Below are 19,320 nucleotides of genomic sequence, written 5' to 3'. Positions count from 1 at the left end.
TACGGCATTTTCAAGGGTGAGCGCCACCCCTACCGGAAGGCGTATTGGCGCAAACACAACCCGCTCCAGGCCATCGCCTACCTGGCACTGAAGATCATCCTGTTCCCGCTCATCTGGGCCTCCGGGATCATCTATTTACTGTATTTTGTCTGGGGTGATACCCCCGGTGCGGCGATCTGGTTGGAGCGGGTGGCCCTGGTCCACACCGCCACCGCGTATGCGATCCTGGCCTTCGTGATCACGCACGTCTATATGCTGACCATCGGGTCTTTCCTGCACCATGTCGCCCCCATGGTGACCGGCTTCGACGACGTCGACCTGAGCCCAGAGGAGGAGGCCTACCTCGTCAAGGACGAGCCCGGCCGCATTCGTTGACGCCATTGTTGTGTTGATATCCTCGCCCAGGAGCACAACCATACGCACGATCTATCCACACGAGTTGCTTCAGAGAGCTACAGATGGTAACCATACGCAAACCGATCCAAGGTCAGCCATTCAACGATGTGTTGAACGAACTGCATGCACACGCGATCACGGGGGTACCGGACGAGTCCGACCCCTTTATCCTGGACGAGCTGGAGCGCGAATATATTGCCTACGCCCTTGCAATCTACTATCAGTGCGATCACTGTCAAGTGCATCATGGAAAAGCGATCGACCGGTTGCGTTCGCAAGGCGAGACGCCGCCGTGGGAATGGCGTGAAGAATTCATCAAGACCATTCTGTTTCTGCGTACGAATCGCCACGATATATCGGATGCCGAGTGGGAGGGATGGCTCAAAGCATGGCGGGGCTACGCGGTCCATGTCCACTATCGACACCCGGGCCTCGCGTGCTATGTGGCCTACGCGATCGGCATTGCCCGCCATGACCAAGTGTTGATGGATCTTGCATTCGGGTCGATCAGCGGAAATAATGAAGACAATGATGATCTGCTGGGCATAATCCGCGACATCGACCGCCTCGTGGTCTTTATGAAGGCGGCGACCTCGAAAAACCGTACTGATCCGATCATTCGCGCCCAGCTTCGCACGCGCGGGATCATGGTCTGAGCCATCTGCAACACTCTCGGTGTAGCCGAAAGGTGTCCTCCTTATGTATCCTTTGGTGGGCGCGAAAAACCTGATAAACCACTTCCAGCGCCCCCTGCGCCACTTGATCGCAGACAGCGGGGCTAACGTTTGAACCGGAACGGCAGAGTTTGGCGCCCGCGGCTGCACCTGGCGGGCGACAGGGAGCCCAAGGCTCGGGCCTTGGACCCCAGGCTGGGATCAGAAAAACAATCCGGTCATGGGTGAGGAGGCGGAGGCGAAGCGCTTGGGGGTCATGCGTCCGGCGAGGTAGGCCTCGCGCCCCGCCTCGATGGCCTTGCGCATGGCGCGTGCCATGAGCACCGGGTCCCGGGCAGCGGCGAGGGCGGTGTTCATCAGCACCCCGGCGCAACCCAGTTCCATGGCCACCGCGGCATCAGAGGCGGTGCCTACTCCGGCGTCCACTAAGACCGGAACCTTGGCGTTCTCCACGATGGTGAGGATGTTCAGCGGATTACGGATGCCGAGCCCGGAGCCGATCGGAGCCGCCAAGGGCATCACTGCGACGCAGCCCAAATCTTCCAACCGCTTGGCAATGATGGGGTCATCATTGGTGTAGACCATGACGTCGAATCCCTCCTTGACCAGGGTCTCGGCTGCCGCGAGGGTGGCAACCACGTCCGGGAACAGGGTCTTCGCGTCCCCCAGGACCTCCAGCTTCACCAGATTGTGGCCGTTCAGGAGTTCACGGGCCAGGCGACAGGTGCGCACCGCGGAATCAACGTCGTAGCAGCCGGCGGTGTTGGGCAGGATCGTATAGCGCTCGGGAGGCAGTACGTCCAGGATATTGGGTTCCCCGGGGGTCTGGCCGATGTTCGTGCGACGCACGGCGATGGTGATGATCTGCGCGCCGCTCGCCTCAATCGCACTGGCGGTTTCGGTCAGGTCCTTGTATTTGCCGGTACCGACGAGGAGGCGGGAGCTGTATTCCTTGCCGGCGATAGTTAAGCGATCGGATTGGGCGAGGGTTTGGGACATGAGGGGAGGTTTCCGCTGAACGAGAATGGGTTGCTTGAACGTGATTAAACCCGCGATTCCCGGTTTTTCCGGAGTCGTTGATGCGCGAGTGTCGGGGAAAAGGCGACAACAATGCTACTTCATGGTGTGATACTGGGGTGCAGGGTGCATTATTTATTGAATTGACTTGGTCAGGGAAAAAGCCCCGCGGACATCTCCGACCGAATAACCACGGGCACGATCCCGTGGATATGCCTGGTCCAAGGCCGTGGCGACCTGCGGTGTGATTTGCTTGCCGTGGCAGGCGAGACAGAGTTCGCCGGTCGGGATCGCCTTCATGAAGCGGAATTTCCTGGCACCATTCTGTTCCACCACCTCCGCGAAGGCCATGGTCTCGACGGGCTCACCGGCCGCCTTGCGCTCATCGAACTTACTCAATACCTGCTGTTCCCAGGCGTCCGGCCGCCCGATTTTGGCGTTGCGCCATTTGAGACTCACCCGCCGGACATCCCAGCCGGATTTAGCGGATATCTGGGCGGCGATTTCCGGTGCCCGGTCCTTGCAGATCCCAATGGCCTCAATGGGGCCGCCGGCCTTGATGCCTGCCTCTAGTTCGCTCCTCAGGGTGCTGGCAAATTCCTGAGTCAATGCCTTGGCCTGCGCCAGGTTCGGATTGGGGGTAGTGGACGAGACCGGCGATACCGCTGGTTCCGCGGCCAGAGGTCCGGCAGCGAGCAGTAAAGCGACTGTGACGATGGTGATCGGACGCATGGCAAGGCTCTCAGAGGTTAATTGACTAAAATGGCAATGACGAGATCAGCATTCTTGGAGAGGATAATTCGTCCTTGTGGGTGAGTGCCTCGCCCACCGTGGTGAATGAACCACAGACCAGTAGACAGTCGCCCGGCGCGGATGTCGCGAGGGCCTCGTCCAAGGCCGACCGGACCGTGGGGTATACCTCAAGCGTAGCTCCAGGGAGGGCGTCGGCCAGCCGCTCCACCAGCTGCGCCGTTGGCATGGCGCGGGCATCCCCGCTTGCGGTCAAGTACCAGGTGTCTACGAGCGAACTCAGGGGCGTGGTCACGGACTCCGGGTCCTTATCCGCCGGCACGCCGAATACCGCCCGCACCTTACCGGGACAGTTAAATCCACGCAGATTCGTTGCCAGGGCCAAGGCGGCTTCTTGATTATGCGCGACATCCAGTATCCAAGTGACATCACCCGCAAGAACCTGGAAATGACCCGGCAGGCGGGCGCGTCCGAGACCCGTGCGAATGGCAGCCATCGGTACCGGGAGCCGCGCCCGCAGGACGCGCAAGGCAGTGATCGCGGCAGCCGCATTATAGTGCTGGAAGGTACCGCGCATCGCCGGCGTCGGCAGGGACAGGCGCTCACCATCCGCCCCTGTCCAGACCCAGCCGCTGCCCTCGGTGGCCGTTTCGCAGCTGAGTTCCCGGCCCATTTGGAGTACGTTTGCACCCAAGGCTTGTGCCGCGGCACGCAGGGCCGCGGGGGCATCCGGCTGACCGATGATGGCCGGCCGGTCGGCGCGGAAGATCCCCGCTTTCTCAAGGGCGATGGCGTCCAGGGTGTCACCGAGCTGGGCCTGATGGTCGTGGCCGATTGAAGTCACCACCGAGCAATCCGCGTCGAGCAGATTTACCGCGTCGAGCCGTCCGCCCAAACCCACCTGAAGAATCACCAGGTCCGGCGCGACGCGCGAAAAAAGGTCCAATGCCGCCAGGGTCCCGAACTCGAAATAGGTGAGCGGCGTGGTCCCGCGCGCCTGATTGACCCGGACAAATGCCTCGCAGAGGTCCACATCCGACGCCGCTGCGCCGCCGATGCGCACCCGCTCGTTGTAGCGCAGCAGATGCGGGGAGCTGTAACAGCCCGCGGTATAGCCCGCGGCATTGACAATCGCCTCGAGGTAAGCCGCGCAGGAGCCCTTGCCATTGGTGCCACCAACCGTGATGATGAGACAATCGAACTGAGCAGGGCCGAGTCTTGACCAGACCTCCCGCACCCGCTCCAAACCGCATCCGATGCGATTCTCGGCCAGGGTGGTCTGCCAGGCGAGCCATTCTTCCAGGGTCCACTGGTCAGACGCGTTCATGGTCGCGGCGAGACTGACAGGAGGTCCTGCAAGTCCTTGTCGTTGGTCATTGTCATTAGTGGCAACGCAGCTGTTCTATAGCAATCTGGCGAATACTCAGGGGGAAGCAAATTTAGCCGACACATCGGTTAGAGTCAGTGACTTTGTCACGCAGCGTGCGCCAGAACGGGCGGCGAGCGGGATCGATCAGCCGCGGCCAGCCCGGCCCATTCCACGTCCTCAGCCGCGCCACCGAACATCTCCCTGCCCACGCCAGCCGCCGACCCACCGGCACAGGCCGCCGTCGGACTCGCGCCCTGGTTGCCTCGGGCCGAAGCCCGCTCCGCCTGTGGTTGGAGCAACCACCCCCTGAACTGACGCGGTCACTGCACCCACGTTACCGAAAACGCCTTCAATGACACAAATATCCGCATCCGCCAGGACGGTTGCCGCCGTTGGTCCGCAGCGCCCGGTCATCAGCACCTGCACCCCTTGAGCAAGGACCCACTGGGCGGCCTGGGTTTCAGCCGCGTCGACTGCTTCGCGAAAGGGGTTGGCGGTCGCCTTCACGGCAGTCGAATCGGTGTCGACAATCACGAAATAGGCGCAGCGCTCGAAGCTGGGGTCCACGCTGGAATCCAATCCAGTACCGGTCGCAGAGACGGCAATCTTCATGGTCAAGTGCTCCGTTGGGATACAGGAATCAGCGCTGATTGCAGCAAGCGGCGTTCCCGGTAACGCTACCGGCCAGGTAGGCATCCAGGGTTTCGGCCACACCAAGGCGCGCACCAGTCACGACCTTGATGCCGAAGTGTCGGAACCAGTCGATGGCCTTGGCCCCCATGCCACCGGCAACCACGACATTCGCCCCCAAGGAATCAATATAGCGTGGAATCTGCCCGGGCTCATGGTCCTCGGCATAGAAATTCGGATGGACCTCGGTCGCTGTCACCCGGTTATCCGCATCGACATGGGCTAGCACAAAGTGGGTTCAGCGACCGAAGTGCATGGACATCTTGCCATCGAGCCCATGCCCGTCGTTCGCCGTCAAGACAATCTTTTTCATCGTTAATGTTCGCATTTCTTGAGTAATGATTGTGCAACCTGTATAGCGACCCACAGTGTTTTGACTCCAGGTCAGTCATCGGGCTGCGGTTCCACGTCATGTTCATCGGCGGCCACGCCGAAGCTCGGTAATTGGTCGACGTCCGGGTTCAGAACAACGATCAACTGTTTGCCATTGAGCAAGGCATCAGTCACCTTCCGGCGCGCTTGCGCGAGCATGCGTGAGAAAGTGGTCCTCGAAATGCCCATGCGTTGGGCGCAGGCTTCCTGATACAGCCCCTCGAAATCAGCCAGCCGCAGGGCCTCCAGCTCGTCGCAGCGCAACGTAATGGTCTCCATGTCACGGCCCGGTTCCCCACAGGGCTTGAAACAGAGAAAGCGAGGGGCAAATCCGATGCAGCGTGCACGTCTTCTCCGGCCTGGCATAGTCGCTCCTGTGGGGTCGCAGTCACGCAACTTTGCGTAGTAAAACGCACATATGTCCATTATGCAATGACAAATGTCAGCGGGGCAGCGTAGGGCCAAGGTCCAGAACGAGACTTTTGGCCCAGTGCCCATGCACGACTTCGGGCTCGATACTGCCTGACATTGAGAAACGGCGAGCAGACGGAGTAGAATGAAGTAGGCTGAGTGCCTAGTCGTAACAGTTCCAATCGGCCACAGCGACAAGTTGCAAGACGCATCAAACGGTGTGTGGTATTCCGATACCCGCCGGGGTCCGATTCAGGTTGTCCCATTTTCCCAACCACCTCGTTTCACGTTGAGCAAATGTCCACCAAACACTCCCGAGGGCCATTGTCTTTATGGCCATTGGCCGCGCGTCAGTATCTTTCCGTCAACGCCGCCTATCTCAAGGATGATCTTATTGCCGGCATTACGGTTTCCTTAGTGGCTATCCCCCAGTCGCTGGCCTATGCGCAATTGGCCGGCGTGCCTGCCTATTATGGGCTCTACGCGGCGTTTATCCCGACCATCGTTGGCGCCCTGTTTGGCTCGTCGCGCCAGCTCGCGACGGGGCCGGTTGCCATGACCTCGCTGCTCACCGCCGCCAGCGTCGCCCCGCTGGCCGCCCATGGCAGTGAGCAATTCTATGATTACGTGATCCTGCTGGCCCTGCTGTCGGGACTTTTCCAAATCGCCTTCGGTGCGCTTCGCATGGGCGTGCTGCTCAATTTTCTGTCCCACCCGGTGTTGATGGGTTTCATCAATGCCGCTGCGCTCATCATCAGCCTGTCGCAACTACCAACCCTGCTGGGCATACCAGCCCAACAGTCGGAGCATTTCCTGCTCGACATCTGGAGTGTGGTGTCTACCGTCAATACCATGCATGCACTGTCATTCGGCTTTGGCCTCGCAACTATCGTCATGCTGTTGGGGTTCAAACGCTATGCCCCGCGGCTTCCTGGTGTACTGGTTGCAGTCGCGTTATTGACCTGGTTGAGCTACGCCATTGAGTTCGCTAAGATCGGCGGCCGAGTGGTCGGCGACATTCCGCATGGACTTCCCAGTCTGAGCATCCCGCCGCTCGACTGGCACGCAAGCATAGCCCTGTTGCCGGCCAGTTTCGTCATCGCCCTGATCAGCTTCATGGAGGCCATGTCGAGCGCCAAGGTGATCACCATCAAGACCCGCGAGCCGTGGAATGAAAACAGAGAACTGATCGCGCAAGGCCTGGCCAAGGTAGCGGCAGCCTTCAGCCATTCCATGCCGGTCAGCGGCTCGTTCTCGCGCTCGGCACTCAATCTGGCGGCACACGCCAAGACCGGGCTGTCATCGGTGATATCGGCCATCTGCGTGCTACTCACCCTGCTGTATTTTACCGCCCTACTCTATCACCTGCCCAAGTCGGTGCTGGCCGCTATCATCATGGTGGCGGTGATGAATTTGATCGATTTCCAGGCAATCGGCAAGGCGTGGCGAGCCAGTCGCGACGACGGCGTGGCTGCAGTCATTACCTTCGTCGCCACGCTGGCCTTTGCCCCCAATATCCAGAACGGTATCATTACTGGCATTCTGCTGTCTTTGTCGCTGCTACTCTACCGTATGATGCGGCCGCGCGTGGCCATCCTTGGCCTGCATCAGGATACCACTCTGCGCGATGCCCGGCGCCATAACCTCCCGCCCATGCATCCACGGCTCGGCGCCATCCGCTTTGATGGTGCGTTGCGCTTCGTCAATGTTTCCTATTTCGAGGATGCCCTGCTGCAACTGGAACGGGAAAATCCACAGATTACTCATATCTTGATCAAGTCCAGCGGGATCAATGATCTCGACGCCTCGGGCGTCGACATGCTCCGCAACCTCGTCACCCGCTTCCGCGACAACGGTATTACCCTGGTTTTCAGCGGTATCAAGCGGCAGGTCCAGGATGTCATCGATCGTACAGGGCTCAAAGAGCACATCGGGGTCGATCACCTCTTCGCTACTGACCGGGAGGCCATTGATCGGCTCCTGCGGATCCTCGCGTGACTAACGCCGCTCGCTGGCTGGGCGAAGACGAGCAGGTCGAGGGTTCTGAAACCTGTCCCCCTTGCACTGGGTCCGCCTGTTCGCGCGCTCATTCGTGACATTTCTGCTGGTCGGCCCGCCGTCGACGTCGCAGCACACGAAGCGACTTGGTCACCGCGACGGAGCCGACCCGAATCATGGTGGGCCAGTCCCCACCGCTGTCGTTCACCAGTGCTCACCTGCCCATGCCACGCCTTGTCGTGCCGGCCGCTCCACGCCACTCCCAGACCGACCACCTTAGCCTTAGCCATCAGCCCTCTTGCCCGGGACCCTTCGCGTGGCTAAGATAGGCGCATAAGTATGTTACCGGTTACTTATCCTGTGTCCGGTGGTTGAATTTCCTGTTATCCTGAAAAGGAAATCAAAAACAAAGAGATACCATGTCTTTCCGGCACGAGCATCCTAACTCTCTTTTGCGAGATTCGCTGCAACGCCACTGCAGCCCGTCTGGCGTGGGAGTCCTTGGCCAGCTGCCGCAGAAGATGACCGCTAGCGTTTCGGTGCCAACGCGGTCTTTGCGCGGGTGCTCTACCGGTATGGCCGCCAGCTCGCAACGCATCGTCCACCCATGCTCGGCGCAGATACAAGCGGTCGTCGCCGAGGCTCGCCATCACTCCCCAGCAGACGCAGCGAACACACCCACCTGGCAGTTGTCCACCTTGCGCAGCCGGGCTATCTCATTTTTGCATCCGTCCATCGTGACTGGGTAGTCAAATCAGCCTGACAAGATATAAATAATAGTAAGGAGGTACAACGGCCATGACATTGGTTGATCCACATGGTGGCGGCGATTTGCTGCCACTGCTGTTCGAGGGTGAGGAACTCGTGCTGGAGCGCAAGCACGCGGCCACACTGCCCACGCTGCGCGTGAGTTTGCGCGAAAAAGGCGACCTCATCATGCTGGGCATTGGCGGCTTCACGCCGCTGAACGGGTTCATGACGCACACCGATTGGCGGGGCGTCTGCGATGGCATGAGAATGGCCAGCGGGCTGTTCTGGCCCATCCCTATCACCCTCTCGGCCGCCACGACGGCGGCCGATGCCATTGCGATCGGTAGCGAGATCGCCCTCACGGACCCGGATGACGGCACCACTCTGGCAACGATGCGCGTCACCGAAAAGTACGCCATCGACAAATTGCATGAATGCGCCACCGTGTTCCAGACGACCGACCCGGCGCACCCTGGCGTCAAGCTGGTAATGGAACAAGGCGAGGTCAACCTCGCCGGCCCGGTCAAGGTGCTGTCGACCGGTGGCTTCCCCGAAAAATACGGCGAGTTGTTCAAAACTCCGAAGCAGACCCGCGAGCTGTTCACGCGTTTAGGCTGGTCGCGGATCGCGGCGTTCCAAACGCGCAATCCCATGCATCGTTCGCACGAGTATCTGGCCAAGGTCGCCATCGAGACCTGTGACGGTGTGCTCATCCACTCTCTGTTAGGCAACCTCAAGCCCGGCGACATTCCGGCCGAGGTGCGCGCCAAGGCCATTGGCACCCTGGTTGACAAGTACTTCGTCAAGAATACCGTCGTGCAGGCCGGCTACCCACTCGACATGCGTTACGCGGGCCCGCGGGAAGCCCTGTTGCATGCGCTGTTTCGTCAGAACTATGGTTGCTCGCACCAGATTGTGGGGCGCGACCATGCCGGCGTGGGCACCTATTACGGCCCGTTCGACGCCCACCACATCTTCGACCGTCTTCCCGCCGGTGCTTTGCAAACACACCCACTGAAGATTGATGTGGCCTTCTGGTGCTACAAGTGCGGAGGCATGGCCTCCGGGCGCACTTGCCCGCACACCGATGCGGACCGGCTGCAGGTGTCCGGCACCCAGTTACGCAAATCGTTATCCGAAGGGCTTGAAGTGCCACCCGAGTTCAGCCGCCCGGAAGTGCTCACCGTTCTGCGTGAATACTACACCGATCGTGATAGCAAGTGATCTCGTGAAAGTCCCAAAACGTAAAATGAGGAGAGACAGTAATGCCAACCTATGTGAGAACCGACAAGTGCGATGGCTGCAAGGGTCAGGACAAGACCGCCTGCATGTACATCTGCCCGCATGATCTGATGGCCCTGGACAAGGACGGATCGCACACCGGGCATGCCATGAAGGCGTGGAATCAAGAGCCCGAGCAATGCTGGGAATGCTATTCCTGCGTCAAGATCTGCCCGCAGAATGCGATCGAGGTGCGGCACTACGCCGATATCGTGCCGCTCGGCGGCTCGGTGCAGCCGCTACGCGGCTCCGACTCGATCATGTGGACCATCAAGTTCCGCAACGGCACCATGAAGCGTTTCAAATTCCCGATCCGCACCACCGCCGAAGGCTCGATCGATCCCTATGGCAATAAGCCAATGCCCAAGGTCGCCGAACTCAGTGCCCCGGGCGTATTCACCAAGGACCTGATGGGCGGCTACCGTGCCGGCCGGCCGGACGAACTGATCCGCCGCAAGTAGGCCGTTACCACCATCAGCGATTCTGAACAATTGCCGGACAGGCCGTGGCCCCCGCGGTGGGTCAGCGCTGTCTCCAACCAATGTTAAGAGGTGAATGCAATGTCACAAGGCACTTTTGAAAACCCGGCTGTCGTCGAGGAAGAGCTCGACATCCTGCTGATCGGCGGTGGCATGGCCTGCTGCGGTGCAGCCTACGAAATGATGCGTTGGGCGGAGGCGGTCAAAGCTGAGACCGGCACCGAACTGCGGATCAAACTGGTGGACAAGGCCGCGATGGATCGTTCAGGCGCCGTGGCGCAGGGTTTGTCGGCCATCAACACGTACATCGGCCCTGAGCAGGACCCGGCCGACTACGCCCGCATGGTCTCCAACGATCTGATGGGCATCACCCGGGACGACCTAGCCTACGACCTGGGCCGCAATGTCGATGACTCGGTGCACCTGTTCGAGGAGTGGGGACTGCCGATCTGGAAGACCGACGACGACGGCGTGCGCCATGACGGTGCCGAGTCGATCAATGAAGGCCTGCCGCTACTCAAGGATGGCGGTAAGCCTGTGCGGTCGGGTAAGTGGCAGATCATGATCAATGGCGAATCCTACAAATGGATCGTCGCGGAGGCCGCCAAGAAGGCGCTGGGCCTGTCACGTATCGAAGAGCGCGTCTTCATCGTCAAGTTGATCAACGACAAGAACGACCCCTCGCGCATTGCCGGTGCGGTCGGCTTCTCGGTGCGCACCAACACCATCCACGTTTATAAGGCCAAGGCGGTGCTCCTGGCGGCCGGTGGCTGCGTCAACCTGTTCCGCCCGCGCTCGGTGGGCGAGGGCACGGGCCGCGCCTGGTATCCGGTGTGGAACGCTGGCTCGACCTACGCCATGGCCGCCGAGGCCGGTGCCGAGATGACGATGATGGAAAACCGTTTCGTGCCCGCCCGCTTCAAGGACGGTTACGGCCCGGTCGGCGCCTGGTTCTTGTTGTTCAAAGCCAAGGCGACCAATGCCTATGGCGAAGACTACATGCTCAAGAACAAGGATCTACTCAACGACTACCCGCCCTATGGGCAGGCCGCCGTGCCCGCCTCCTGCCTACGCAACCACTTGATGCTCAAGGAGATGAAAGAAGGCCGCGGCCCGATCTACATGGATACGGTGAGCGCGCTGGCCAAGCTGCGCGAAACGCTTTCACCAAAGGAGGTCAAACACTTGGAAGCTGAGGCCTGGGAAGACTTCCTTGATATGTGTATCGGTCAGTGCGGTATCTGGGTCGGCGAGAACATCGAGCCCGAGAAGAAAAATTCCGAACTGATCCCAACCGAGCCCTACCTGCTCGGTTCGCACTCCGGCTGCTGCGGCATCTGGGTCTCGGGTCCGACCGATGTCGGCGCCCCCACGGCCGACGAAGGCGATTACGATGATGTACCGGCGCACCTGCCGCGCGGCTGGAACTGGGGCTATCGCTCGATGACCACGGTCAAGGGCCTGTTCACCGCCGGCGACGGCGTGGGTGCCTCCGGTCACAAGTTCTCCTCTGGTTCGCACACCGAGGGTCGTCTGGCCTCCAAGGCCATGGTCCAGTATGCACTGGACAACAAGGATTGGACGCCTGAGCTGGATACCCCGGTGGATCAACTGGCCGCCGAGATCTATCAGCCAGTGCGCAACTTCCTGGAGCAGAAGAACTACACCACCGCCATCGACGTCAACCCGCACTACATCACCCCCAAGATGTTGCAGTTCCGCCTGCAAAAGATCATGGACGAGTATGTGGCTGGCACCTCCACCTATTACAACACCAACGACAAGATGCTGGCGGTGGCAGAGGAGAAGTTGGGGATGCTCAAGGAAGATTCGGCTAAGATGCGCGCCAAGGACCTGCACGAGTTGCTGCGTGCTTGGGAGAACTACCACCGCATCATCACGGCGGAAGCCCACATGAAGCACATCCAGTTCCGTGAGGAGTCCCGCTACCCGGGCTTCTATTACCGCACCGACAAGAACTTTGTCGATGAGGAGAACTGGCATTGTTTCGTCAACTCGATCTACGACAAGAACACCAAGCAGTGGAGTTGCTTCAAGCGCAAGCACGTTGACCTGGTGGACAAGTCGAAGCTGTTCAAGGCGGCGGCACACTAAGCCCCCGGGCGCATCCCGTAAGGCAGCAAGGGCCGGGCGCCGCAAGGCGTGCCGGCCCTTTTCTTGGGATCAACGGCTCTTTGGTCGCGACGCCGCGGCTATAATCAAGCCACCAACGCCTTCAGCCCCTGATCCTGTGGATCGATTACGAGGTAACCGCGATGCAAGATGACCAGGCCCAGGCCCTGCCCTTCCCCGGCAGCCCGGTGGTACCGCAGACCTTTGATGACAGCAAGGTCATCACGTTCCAGTGTCGCCCGGGCATCGCCTGCTGGAATGCCTGCTGCAGTAACATCGATATCTCACTGACCCCCTATGACATCCTGCGCCTGAAGCGTTATTTCGGAACCAGCTCAGGCGAGTTCCTGCGGCAATACACCGTCCCCTATGAGATCGAGCACGACAGCATTGCCGGAGTCAAGCTGCGCCCCGTCGCCAATGGTACGGCCTGCCAGTTCATGACTCCCGCGGGTTGTAGCGTCTACGAAGACCGACCGACCGCCTGTCGCTATTACCCGATCGCACTGCTGTCGCTGCGGCGACAGGACGAATACACAGACACCTCATCCTATGCCCTAGTCGAGGAGCCGCACTGCCTGGGCCACCAGGAGCCGCGCGCCATCACCGTGGCCGACTACCGAAAGGAACAGGGGCTGGAAGGCTATGACGACCTGGCGCGCGGCTGGCGTCAGTTGATCCTGAAAAAGAAATCCTCCGGTCCGAGCATCGGTAAACCGTCCAAGCGCAGCCTGGAACTCTTTTTCATGGTCTGTTACGACATCGACCGCTTCAGCCAGTTTGCGGCGAGCGAAGGGTTTAGCGATATCTATGACCTGCCGGCCGAAGAGTTGAAGACCATTCTGTGCGACGACGTGGAATTGATGCAGTTCGGCTTCCGCTTTCTGCGGCAAGTGCTCTTTGGTGAAGAGACCATCTCGTTGCGCCGCGAAGCGGCGGAAGAGCGGCGGCTACGCCACCTGGAGAGGCAGCAGCGGCTTGCGACCGATGCGGCGGTGCGGCGCGCCATGGAGCAGGATGAGATGTATGAGGAGCCGAATGAGTAAGGTAAGTGCTCCCCCCCATGGGAGCGGTTTGTGTCCGGGCCTTGATCCATCCGGCCGGTCACAGGGGCCAGTCGGCCGCCCTTCAGGGCGACCGACCGGGTTCACCGGACCCGAGTGCGGCCGGCTATCTTCGCACACACTGGGATGACTGAAGCCTCAGTGGCGGTTCAGTGACGAGTGGCCACTTACGCGCTGCGGCCGGATGCGGCGTTGTGCCTGTCGTGTCCGGACATCGTCTCCTCCCGAGTACGTTTTGCTCACCGCCGCTTTACGTCTTGCGCTTTCGTCGTCGTCCAGATCGACCCTGATCAATGGGTGACATCCGGTGTCTCACGCGGCGCTCAGTGACTCGACTTCATCAATAGCCTCAATATTTTGTAATTGATGATCCAGAAGCGAATGAACTGCCAAGCCAACGAGGTACGCATGTACTTAACGAAGGGGGTTGGCACCGGTGGGTAATAAGACGGTTGATAGGGCTCTCTGTTCTTAACGGTCTTCTTGCTGGTCACGGATGTCTTGTCTCCACAGGGCACAGTAAAAAGTGAGCGATTGGCGGACCCTACCCGGGGTAGGGGGCTCATCATGCGGATCAACACTTAACGCCGATCATCAATCGGGCAGCACTGACCAGCCGGGTCGCAGCTTGGCCTGATACATGAAGACATAGTGCAGTATCCACTTCATCCAATGCCCGGCCAGACCGATCTCGCCGAAGGTCAGGCTCATGTCGCGGCCGTATTCCGGATAGGTCTCATAGTCGGGCACCACCGGAAACACGGTCATGGTCGCCGCCGTGCCCTTGAAAATGTCGGAGCCGGTGGAGGCGACGCAGGCGGCGCCCATCTCGCCCATGGAGGCGGTGTAGATCGGCTCTTTGATCTTGCCCTTGACCAGATCGCGGATATTCGCGGCAACCGCCTTACCCATGGCGGCCGACGGCATCCCGGTACGCGGCGGCGTCGGGCTGATCTGAGTGCCGTTCGGGCTCAGCATCACCTTGCTGATCGGGTGCGGCGGGGCAAAGGCAATTCCCACCGCGAATACGTTTTTGTATTTGGGTGTCTGATAAGTCCGCGGCCAGTCGTGCTTGCTCCAGTCTTCATAGGGTTTCGGCTTGTAGTCGGCATCCACCTTCATGAAGCCGCTGGGAGCAAACACCTCGCTGGTAATATCGGCGCCGGTCTTGTCAAAGGCCTTAAGCCCCACACCGGCAAAGGGCGGGATCAGCATCGAAAAGTCGAAGTCCAGTTGATGATAGGTCCCGTCCAGGGTTTCGTAATGGAGCTTGCCAGGCTCGATCTTATTGACCGCAGCGCGGGTAATCCAGTTGATGCCGCGTTCCACCATCAGTGACTCGGCAAAGACCTTGCCGTTGGTAATATAGCCGCCACGGGTGATATGCACACCACCCATGCCGAAGTCACCCAGCTCATATTCATTGCTGATCCAGGTGATGTCAGCCTGGTCACGGACGCCCGCCTGACGTAGCGCATGATCGATGTTGTAGAGATACTCAAAGGCAGCCCCTTGGCAGGTACACATACCATGACCGGTGCCGACCACGAATCGCCGACGCTCGCCCTTCTTCATGGCCAGGATGCAGTCCTGCAACTGGGCATTAGCCTCCACTGCGTGTTCGGGAGTGCAGACCGATACGGTGTGGCCGCGGTCGGGGCCGAGCCCCGGGGTGCCGCCGAAGTTGAGCTTGGGACCGGTGGCATTGACCAGATAGTCATAGTCCACGTCCTCGGTCTCGCCGATGCGGTTGGGCTCGGTATACTCGATGCGCACAAAGGGGCGCTCGCGGTTCGCGTCCCCTTCTGGATGGGTCGAGACCGCCCGTGCTTGCAGAAACTCTACGCCGGCCTTCTTATAGATCGGTGCCAGTGCGAACGTCACTTGCTCGACGGTCATCTCACCGCAGCCGACCCAGACATTGGACGGGATCCAATTCCATTTGGGTTTTGGCGAGACTACCGTGATTCGATGCTCCTTGCTAAGCCAAAGACTCAGGTAACGGGCCGTGGTGTGTCCGGACAGGCCGGCACCAAGTATAACAATACGTGCCATTATTTTAGTCCCCCTCGTAGTTATTGTGGCCGGATCACGCTATCAAGTCGGGGGGCGGCTGTCAAACCTATTTCTTAGTCGCAATCTCCTGCAATCTGGTCGGCGCGATGATATGCCCATCCAGGCCGGCCGCTTTGACTGAGCCGCCATAGGCGACGGCCATGAGCTGCGAGTAATAGACGATCGGCAGGTGGAAGTTGGTACCCTGCTTGCGGTTGATCTCGGACTGGTAGACCTCGACATTGGCCTGGCATAGCGGACAGGGCGTGACGAGCATGTCGGCGCCGTGGTCGTATGCCGATTCGACGACGTCACGGATCTGCTTCTGGCTCTTATCAGGCTCGGAGAAGGCCAATGCGCCACCGCAGCAGGTGACCTTTTGGTCATAAGCCGTCAGCGCTTCGCCGCCCATGGCCTCGACCAGTTTGTCGAGATACATGGGGTTCTCGAACGATTCGCCGGCAATACCGAATGGACGATTGGTCTGGCAGCCGACATAGCCGGCAAACTTGATGCCGGCGAGTGACGTGACCACCGGCTTCTTGAGCTCCTTGTAGCCGAAGTCCTCGATCAGCACCTCCACCATGTGACGCACCGGCGCGCTGCCCTGGTAGTGGAGTCCAGCCTCTTTCAGCGCCTCGTTGGCGTGCGCCAGCAGTTGCGGATTGCCATCGAGTTTGACCTTGGATTCGCGCGAATTGAGCCAGCAGGCGGCGCAGGTGGCGACGATGTCCCGGTCCGGCAAGTGCTTGGCTGCCAGGGTGAAGTTGCGCGCGTTCATCACCACGCGCTCCAGTTCGCCGCCGCCGGCATAGGCGATGGAGGCGCCGCAGCAGTTCCAGTCGGGGATGTCGGTCAGCTTGATGTCCAGCGTCTTGCACATCGCCGCGACCGAGGTCATATAGTTGGCGGCGGAGGCCTTGCGTTGCGAGGAGCAGCCGGGATAGAACGCGTATTCTTTCTGGGCCATGGTCATTTCCTCAGTGGGTGACGGGCGCGCGTTGCGCCTCGATTGCGCGGGCCCTCTTCAGCATTGCGGCAATCCCCTTCTGGTCCTTGGGACTGTGGCCGCGCAATAGCTCGAACGGGTTGAGCCGCCCGGCCTTCATCAGGCCAAGGGCGACTGGGAGCATGTTCATGACCTGCTTGATACCCGCCACCAGGCCATCCTTGAAATACAAGCCGACGGTCAGTTTCATCTCATTGACCCGGCCGGTCTTGGTGCAGTTTTTCCAGAACTGGATTGAAAAATCCCGCGTCGGCTGCACCTCGGGCGCCAACCCGAGCTCCTGCGCATAGCTGGCAATGCCATGCATTATCTGAGTGATCGGCAGCTTGCGGGGACAGCGCACCACGCAGTTATAGCAGGAGGTACACATCCACATCGCGTCCGAAGTGAGCACTTCAGCGCGCTTGCCGGCGCGGATCATCATGAAGAGCTCCTGCGGCGGGTGTTCCCAATGGGCACCGAGCGGGCAGGAGCCCGCGCAGACGCCGCACTGCATGCACATCTTGACCCATTCGCCGTCCTCGACATGCGCCTCGACTTCCTTCAAGAAGTTGTTGCGGTAGCGTGCCGCCACCGCGGGAATGGTCTGGTGGCCGGTGGTGCGTAGTGCGTGCATCAGTTGAACCCCTTTAGCGGCGACATGCCGATGCGTTTGATTGTCTCCGCATAGTCGTTGATCAGAGCCGCTACGCGCCGGCTGTCGGTGATGGCGACCTCAAAGCTGGCCACGCGCTCGGTCTCCAGGCTCAACTGCGTGAGCGTGTCGTCGATCTTACTCAGGCGATAGTGCGCCAGTTCCGATCCCTTCACAAAGTGGCACTGGTAATCGTCGCCCCGCTTGCAGCCCATCAGCATCACGCCGTCCCAGCCGCTGTTGAGCGCGTCGGTGATCCAGATGGTATTGACCGAGCCCAGACAGCGTACCGGAATGGCGCGCACGAAGGCGGAATAGCAGATGCGCGAGACGCCCGCCATGTCCAGGGCCGGATAGGCATCGTTCTCGCAGGCCAGCAACAGGATGCGCGGCCGTTCGGAGAACTCGTCAGGCATGTCGAGCGACTTGATCTGACTGCCCACGGTATCGACCGAATAGTTCTCAAACGCGATCACGCGTACGGGGCAGGCGCCCATGCAGGTGCCGCAGCGACGGCAGCGCGATTCGTTGAACACCGGGAAGCGCCGCTCGTCCTCGTCGATGGCGCCGAAGGGGCATTCCACCGTGCAGCGCTTGCACTGGGTACACCCTTCCAGACGCACGATCGGGTAGGACAGGTCGCCCGAACGCGGATGCGCGGCGCGGCCCAGCGCCGCGTTCTCTACCGCCTGGATGGCCTTGAGCGCGGCGCCGGTGGCGTCGTCGGTGGCCTGCAGCATGTCCATCGGCCGGCGTACCGGGCCGGCCGCGTAGATACCGGTGCGGCGCGTCTCGTATGGGAAGCAGATGAAGTGCGAGTCGGTCAGCCCGGCCTTGAGCTGTGGCAGGTCAGGACCCTGGCGATAGGTCAGGTTGAGGATGGATGGCGGCAGGGCCGCGGCCGGCTCGACCGGGGTCGCGGATGCCTCATCCGTGGGCGTTTGCTCCGCTGCCGCCGGCTCCGCCAACAGGTCGATGTTGACACCGGAGTTCGGTACCTGGCCGGTGGCCAGCACCACCAGATCGGCGCCGAGCGTCACCTCCTCGTTCAGGATCAGGTCGCGGAAGTTGACGCTGCAACCGGTACCTGCGGCCTTGACGGTACTCACCTGACCTTTGGTGAAGATCACGCCCTTGCTCTGTGCGCTGCGGTAAAAGTCCTCGCCCATGCCGGGCATACGCAGATCCGTGTACAGTACCACGGTATCGACGTCCGGGTTGGCGTCCTTGAAATACATGGCCTGCTTGACGCTGGTGGCACAGCAGTGACCCGAGCAGTAGGGCAGATGGGTACCGCTCGCGTCACGCTGGCCGGCACACTGGACAAACACTACGCTGCTTACCGCCTGGCCATCGGCACGCTGGATGACACCGCCGTTGGCGGCCTTGGCCAGTTGCTCAAGCCCGGCCTGATCGACCACGCTGGGCAGGCCGCCACCCAGTTCGGGCAGCTTGGCCAGGTCATAGGTGGAAAAGCCACTGGCCTGAACAATAGCGCCGACCATCTCCTGTGTGACCGCGCCGCTCTCGGTAGCGATCTTGACCGCAAAGCGGCCGGGTGCGCCGGCGGTCTCGGCCAGGGTGGAGGCCAAATGCACGCGAACCTTGGGATGTGCCTCGACACGCGCGATAAGCTCGGCCAGGCCCGTGTCCTGCGGCTCGGCATAGGGTTCGCGGAAGGGCACGCGCTTGTACAGCTTGGCCGCCCAGCCGCCGAGTTGCGGTTCCTTTTCGACCAGCAGCACCTCGTAGCCGGTCTCCGCCGCCTCAATGGCCGCGGTCAGGCCAGACATGCCGCCACCGACGACCAGGATGCGCTTGTTCGATGCGCAGTTTGGGTTGCCGGTCGGCACCGCCATCTTCTTGAGCTCGGCGCACCCCATACGGATATAGTCGTCGGCCATCTCCTGGCGGACTTCGTCATGGTCCGTACCCGGCGCGACGACCCAGAGGACGCCTTCGCGCAGATTGGCGCGCGCCATGGCGGTCTCCGGGAAATCGAAGGCTTCGGTCTTGGCGCGGCGCGAGCACCCCGCGATCAGCACATGGGTGACGCCCTCGTTGGCGATGTCGTCACGAATGGCCTGGACGCCGTCGGCGCTGCACAGGACGTCGTGGCGTTTGATGACCTGCATCTTACCTTCGCGCTTCACCACCTTCTCCATGGTCCCGAGATCGAGCACCTCTCCGAGACCGCAGCCGGCGCACAGATACGCAGCAAATTTCTTGTCTGCCACC

Annotated in this window: 17 protein-coding genes; 7 read left to right on the top strand and 10 right to left on the bottom strand. The window is 60.8% G+C overall.

Annotated features, from left to right (window positions below; all coding sequences use genetic code 11):
• Together QZY44_RS08500 and QZY44_RS08495 are read left to right on the top strand one after the other, a co-directional pair.
• On the top strand, positions 1-375 hold a 375-nt coding region (locus QZY44_RS08500; RefSeq protein WP_295445006.1), incomplete at its 5' end, for a cytochrome b/b6 domain-containing protein.
• Between the two features lie 83 nt (positions 376-458).
• A complete protein-coding gene (locus tag QZY44_RS08495) occupies positions 459-1,052 on the top strand; it encodes a hypothetical protein (RefSeq protein WP_295445003.1) in 594 nt (197 codons plus the stop codon).
• A gap of 219 nt (positions 1,053-1,271) precedes the next feature.
• On the opposite strand, the gene QZY44_RS08490 is transcribed toward QZY44_RS08495, so the two are convergent.
• From QZY44_RS08490 to QZY44_RS08465, 6 genes are all read right to left on the bottom strand, one after another.
• Complete coding sequence (locus QZY44_RS08490) at positions 1,272-2,069, bottom strand: thiazole synthase (RefSeq protein WP_295445000.1); 798 nt, start codon at positions 2,067-2,069, stop codon at positions 1,272-1,274.
• A gap of 153 nt (positions 2,070-2,222) precedes the next feature.
• On the bottom strand, positions 2,223-2,819 hold the full coding sequence (locus QZY44_RS08485) for a DUF3365 domain-containing protein (RefSeq protein WP_295444997.1): 597 nt from the start codon (positions 2,817-2,819) through the stop codon (positions 2,223-2,225).
• 25 nt (positions 2,820-2,844) lie between these two features.
• Positions 2,845-4,164, bottom strand: coding sequence for a bifunctional tetrahydrofolate synthase/dihydrofolate synthase (gene folC / locus QZY44_RS08480; protein WP_295444994.1), 1,320 nt, complete (start codon positions 4,162-4,164; stop codon positions 2,845-2,847).
• Between the two features lie 219 nt (positions 4,165-4,383).
• Positions 4,384-4,818: a NifB/NifX family molybdenum-iron cluster-binding protein gene (locus tag QZY44_RS08475; protein ID WP_295444991.1), complete on the bottom strand. Its 435-nt coding sequence runs from the start codon at positions 4,816-4,818 to the stop codon at positions 4,384-4,386.
• A gap of 28 nt (positions 4,819-4,846) precedes the next feature.
• The gene (locus QZY44_RS08470; RefSeq protein WP_295444989.1) at positions 4,847-5,125 is read right to left on the bottom strand and encodes a NifB/NifX family molybdenum-iron cluster-binding protein; all 279 of its coding nucleotides are present in this window, start codon (positions 5,123-5,125) and stop codon (positions 4,847-4,849) included.
• A gap of 155 nt (positions 5,126-5,280) precedes the next feature.
• A complete protein-coding gene (locus tag QZY44_RS08465; RefSeq protein WP_295444986.1) occupies positions 5,281-5,634 on the bottom strand; it encodes a DUF134 domain-containing protein in 354 nt (117 codons plus the stop codon).
• Positions 5,635-5,976: 342 nt separating this feature from the next.
• Between QZY44_RS08465 and QZY44_RS08460 the strand changes: the two genes are divergently transcribed.
• From QZY44_RS08460 to QZY44_RS08440, 5 genes are all read left to right on the top strand, one after another.
• A complete protein-coding gene (locus tag QZY44_RS08460) occupies positions 5,977-7,677 on the top strand; it encodes a SulP family inorganic anion transporter (protein ID WP_295444982.1) in 1,701 nt (566 codons plus the stop codon).
• 798 nt (positions 7,678-8,475) lie between these two features.
• Positions 8,476-9,651: a sulfate adenylyltransferase gene (gene sat / locus QZY44_RS08455; protein ID WP_295444979.1), complete on the top strand. Its 1,176-nt coding sequence runs from the start codon at positions 8,476-8,478 to the stop codon at positions 9,649-9,651.
• Positions 9,652-9,692: 41 nt separating this feature from the next.
• Positions 9,693-10,169, top strand: a complete 477-nt coding sequence (aprB, locus tag QZY44_RS08450) for an adenylyl-sulfate reductase subunit beta (protein ID WP_295444976.1) — start codon at positions 9,693-9,695, stop codon at positions 10,167-10,169.
• Between the two features lie 99 nt (positions 10,170-10,268).
• Positions 10,269-12,302, top strand: a complete 2,034-nt coding sequence (aprA, locus tag QZY44_RS08445; RefSeq protein ID WP_295444973.1) for an adenylyl-sulfate reductase subunit alpha — start codon at positions 10,269-10,271, stop codon at positions 12,300-12,302.
• 161 nt (positions 12,303-12,463) lie between these two features.
• The gene (locus tag QZY44_RS08440) at positions 12,464-13,366 is read left to right on the top strand and encodes a YkgJ family cysteine cluster protein (RefSeq protein WP_295444970.1); all 903 of its coding nucleotides are present in this window, start codon (positions 12,464-12,466) and stop codon (positions 13,364-13,366) included.
• Between the two features lie 612 nt (positions 13,367-13,978).
• Here the strand turns inward: QZY44_RS08440 and QZY44_RS08435 are convergent.
• The 4 genes from QZY44_RS08435 to QZY44_RS08420 all read right to left on the bottom strand — a co-directional run bounded on the left by QZY44_RS08435 (position 13,979) and on the right by QZY44_RS08420 (position 19,319).
• On the bottom strand, positions 13,979-15,439 hold the full coding sequence (locus QZY44_RS08435; protein WP_295444965.1) for an FAD-dependent oxidoreductase: 1,461 nt from the start codon (positions 15,437-15,439) through the stop codon (positions 13,979-13,981).
• Positions 15,440-15,506: 67 nt separating this feature from the next.
• Entirely contained in the window at positions 15,507-16,409 is a 903-nt protein-coding gene (locus tag QZY44_RS08430) for a CoB--CoM heterodisulfide reductase iron-sulfur subunit B family protein (protein WP_295444962.1), read from the bottom strand.
• A 10-nt stretch (positions 16,410-16,419) separates the two neighbouring features.
• On the bottom strand, positions 16,420-17,064 hold the full coding sequence (locus QZY44_RS08425) for a 4Fe-4S dicluster domain-containing protein (RefSeq protein ID WP_295444959.1): 645 nt from the start codon (positions 17,062-17,064) through the stop codon (positions 16,420-16,422).
• Entirely contained in the window at positions 17,064-19,319 is a 2,256-nt protein-coding gene (locus QZY44_RS08420; protein WP_295444956.1) for an FAD-dependent oxidoreductase, read from the bottom strand. Before QZY44_RS08420 ends, QZY44_RS08425 begins: the two co-directional genes overlap by 1 nt.
• Position 19,320 lies beyond the last annotated feature (1 nt).

The organism is uncultured Thiodictyon sp., assembly GCA_903837595.1.
Taxonomy (GTDB): Bacteria; Pseudomonadota; Gammaproteobacteria; order Chromatiales; family Chromatiaceae; genus Thiodictyon.
This window is presented reverse-complemented; position numbering and strand designations above follow the sequence as displayed.

Coding starts and splice junctions, on each gene's coding strand:
- QZY44_RS08495 (WP_295445003.1), top strand. CDS start 459: ATGGTAACCATACGCAAACCGATCCAAGGTCAGCCATTCAACGATGTG.
- QZY44_RS08490 (WP_295445000.1), bottom strand. CDS start 2,069: ATGTCCCAAACCCTCGCCCAATCCGATCGCTTAACTATCGCCGGCAAG.
- QZY44_RS08485 (WP_295444997.1), bottom strand. CDS start 2,819: ATGCGTCCGATCACCATCGTCACAGTCGCTTTACTGCTCGCTGCCGGA.
- folC (WP_295444994.1), bottom strand. CDS start 4,164: ATGAACGCGTCTGACCAGTGGACCCTGGAAGAATGGCTCGCCTGGCAG.
- QZY44_RS08475 (WP_295444991.1), bottom strand. CDS start 4,818: ATGAAGATTGCCGTCTCTGCGACCGGTACTGGATTGGATTCCAGCGTG.
- QZY44_RS08465 (WP_295444986.1), bottom strand. CDS start 5,634: ATGCCAGGCCGGAGAAGACGTGCACGCTGCATCGGATTTGCCCCTCGC.
- QZY44_RS08460 (WP_295444982.1), top strand. CDS start 5,977: ATGTCCACCAAACACTCCCGAGGGCCATTGTCTTTATGGCCATTGGCC.
- sat (WP_295444979.1), top strand. CDS start 8,476: ATGACATTGGTTGATCCACATGGTGGCGGCGATTTGCTGCCACTGCTG.
- aprB (WP_295444976.1), top strand. CDS start 9,693: ATGCCAACCTATGTGAGAACCGACAAGTGCGATGGCTGCAAGGGTCAG.
- aprA (WP_295444973.1), top strand. CDS start 10,269: ATGTCACAAGGCACTTTTGAAAACCCGGCTGTCGTCGAGGAAGAGCTC.
- QZY44_RS08440 (WP_295444970.1), top strand. CDS start 12,464: ATGCAAGATGACCAGGCCCAGGCCCTGCCCTTCCCCGGCAGCCCGGTG.
- QZY44_RS08435 (WP_295444965.1), bottom strand. CDS start 15,439: ATGGCACGTATTGTTATACTTGGTGCCGGCCTGTCCGGACACACCACG.
- QZY44_RS08430 (WP_295444962.1), bottom strand. CDS start 16,409: ATGGCCCAGAAAGAATACGCGTTCTATCCCGGCTGCTCCTCGCAACGC.
- QZY44_RS08425 (WP_295444959.1), bottom strand. CDS start 17,064: ATGCACGCACTACGCACCACCGGCCACCAGACCATTCCCGCGGTGGCG.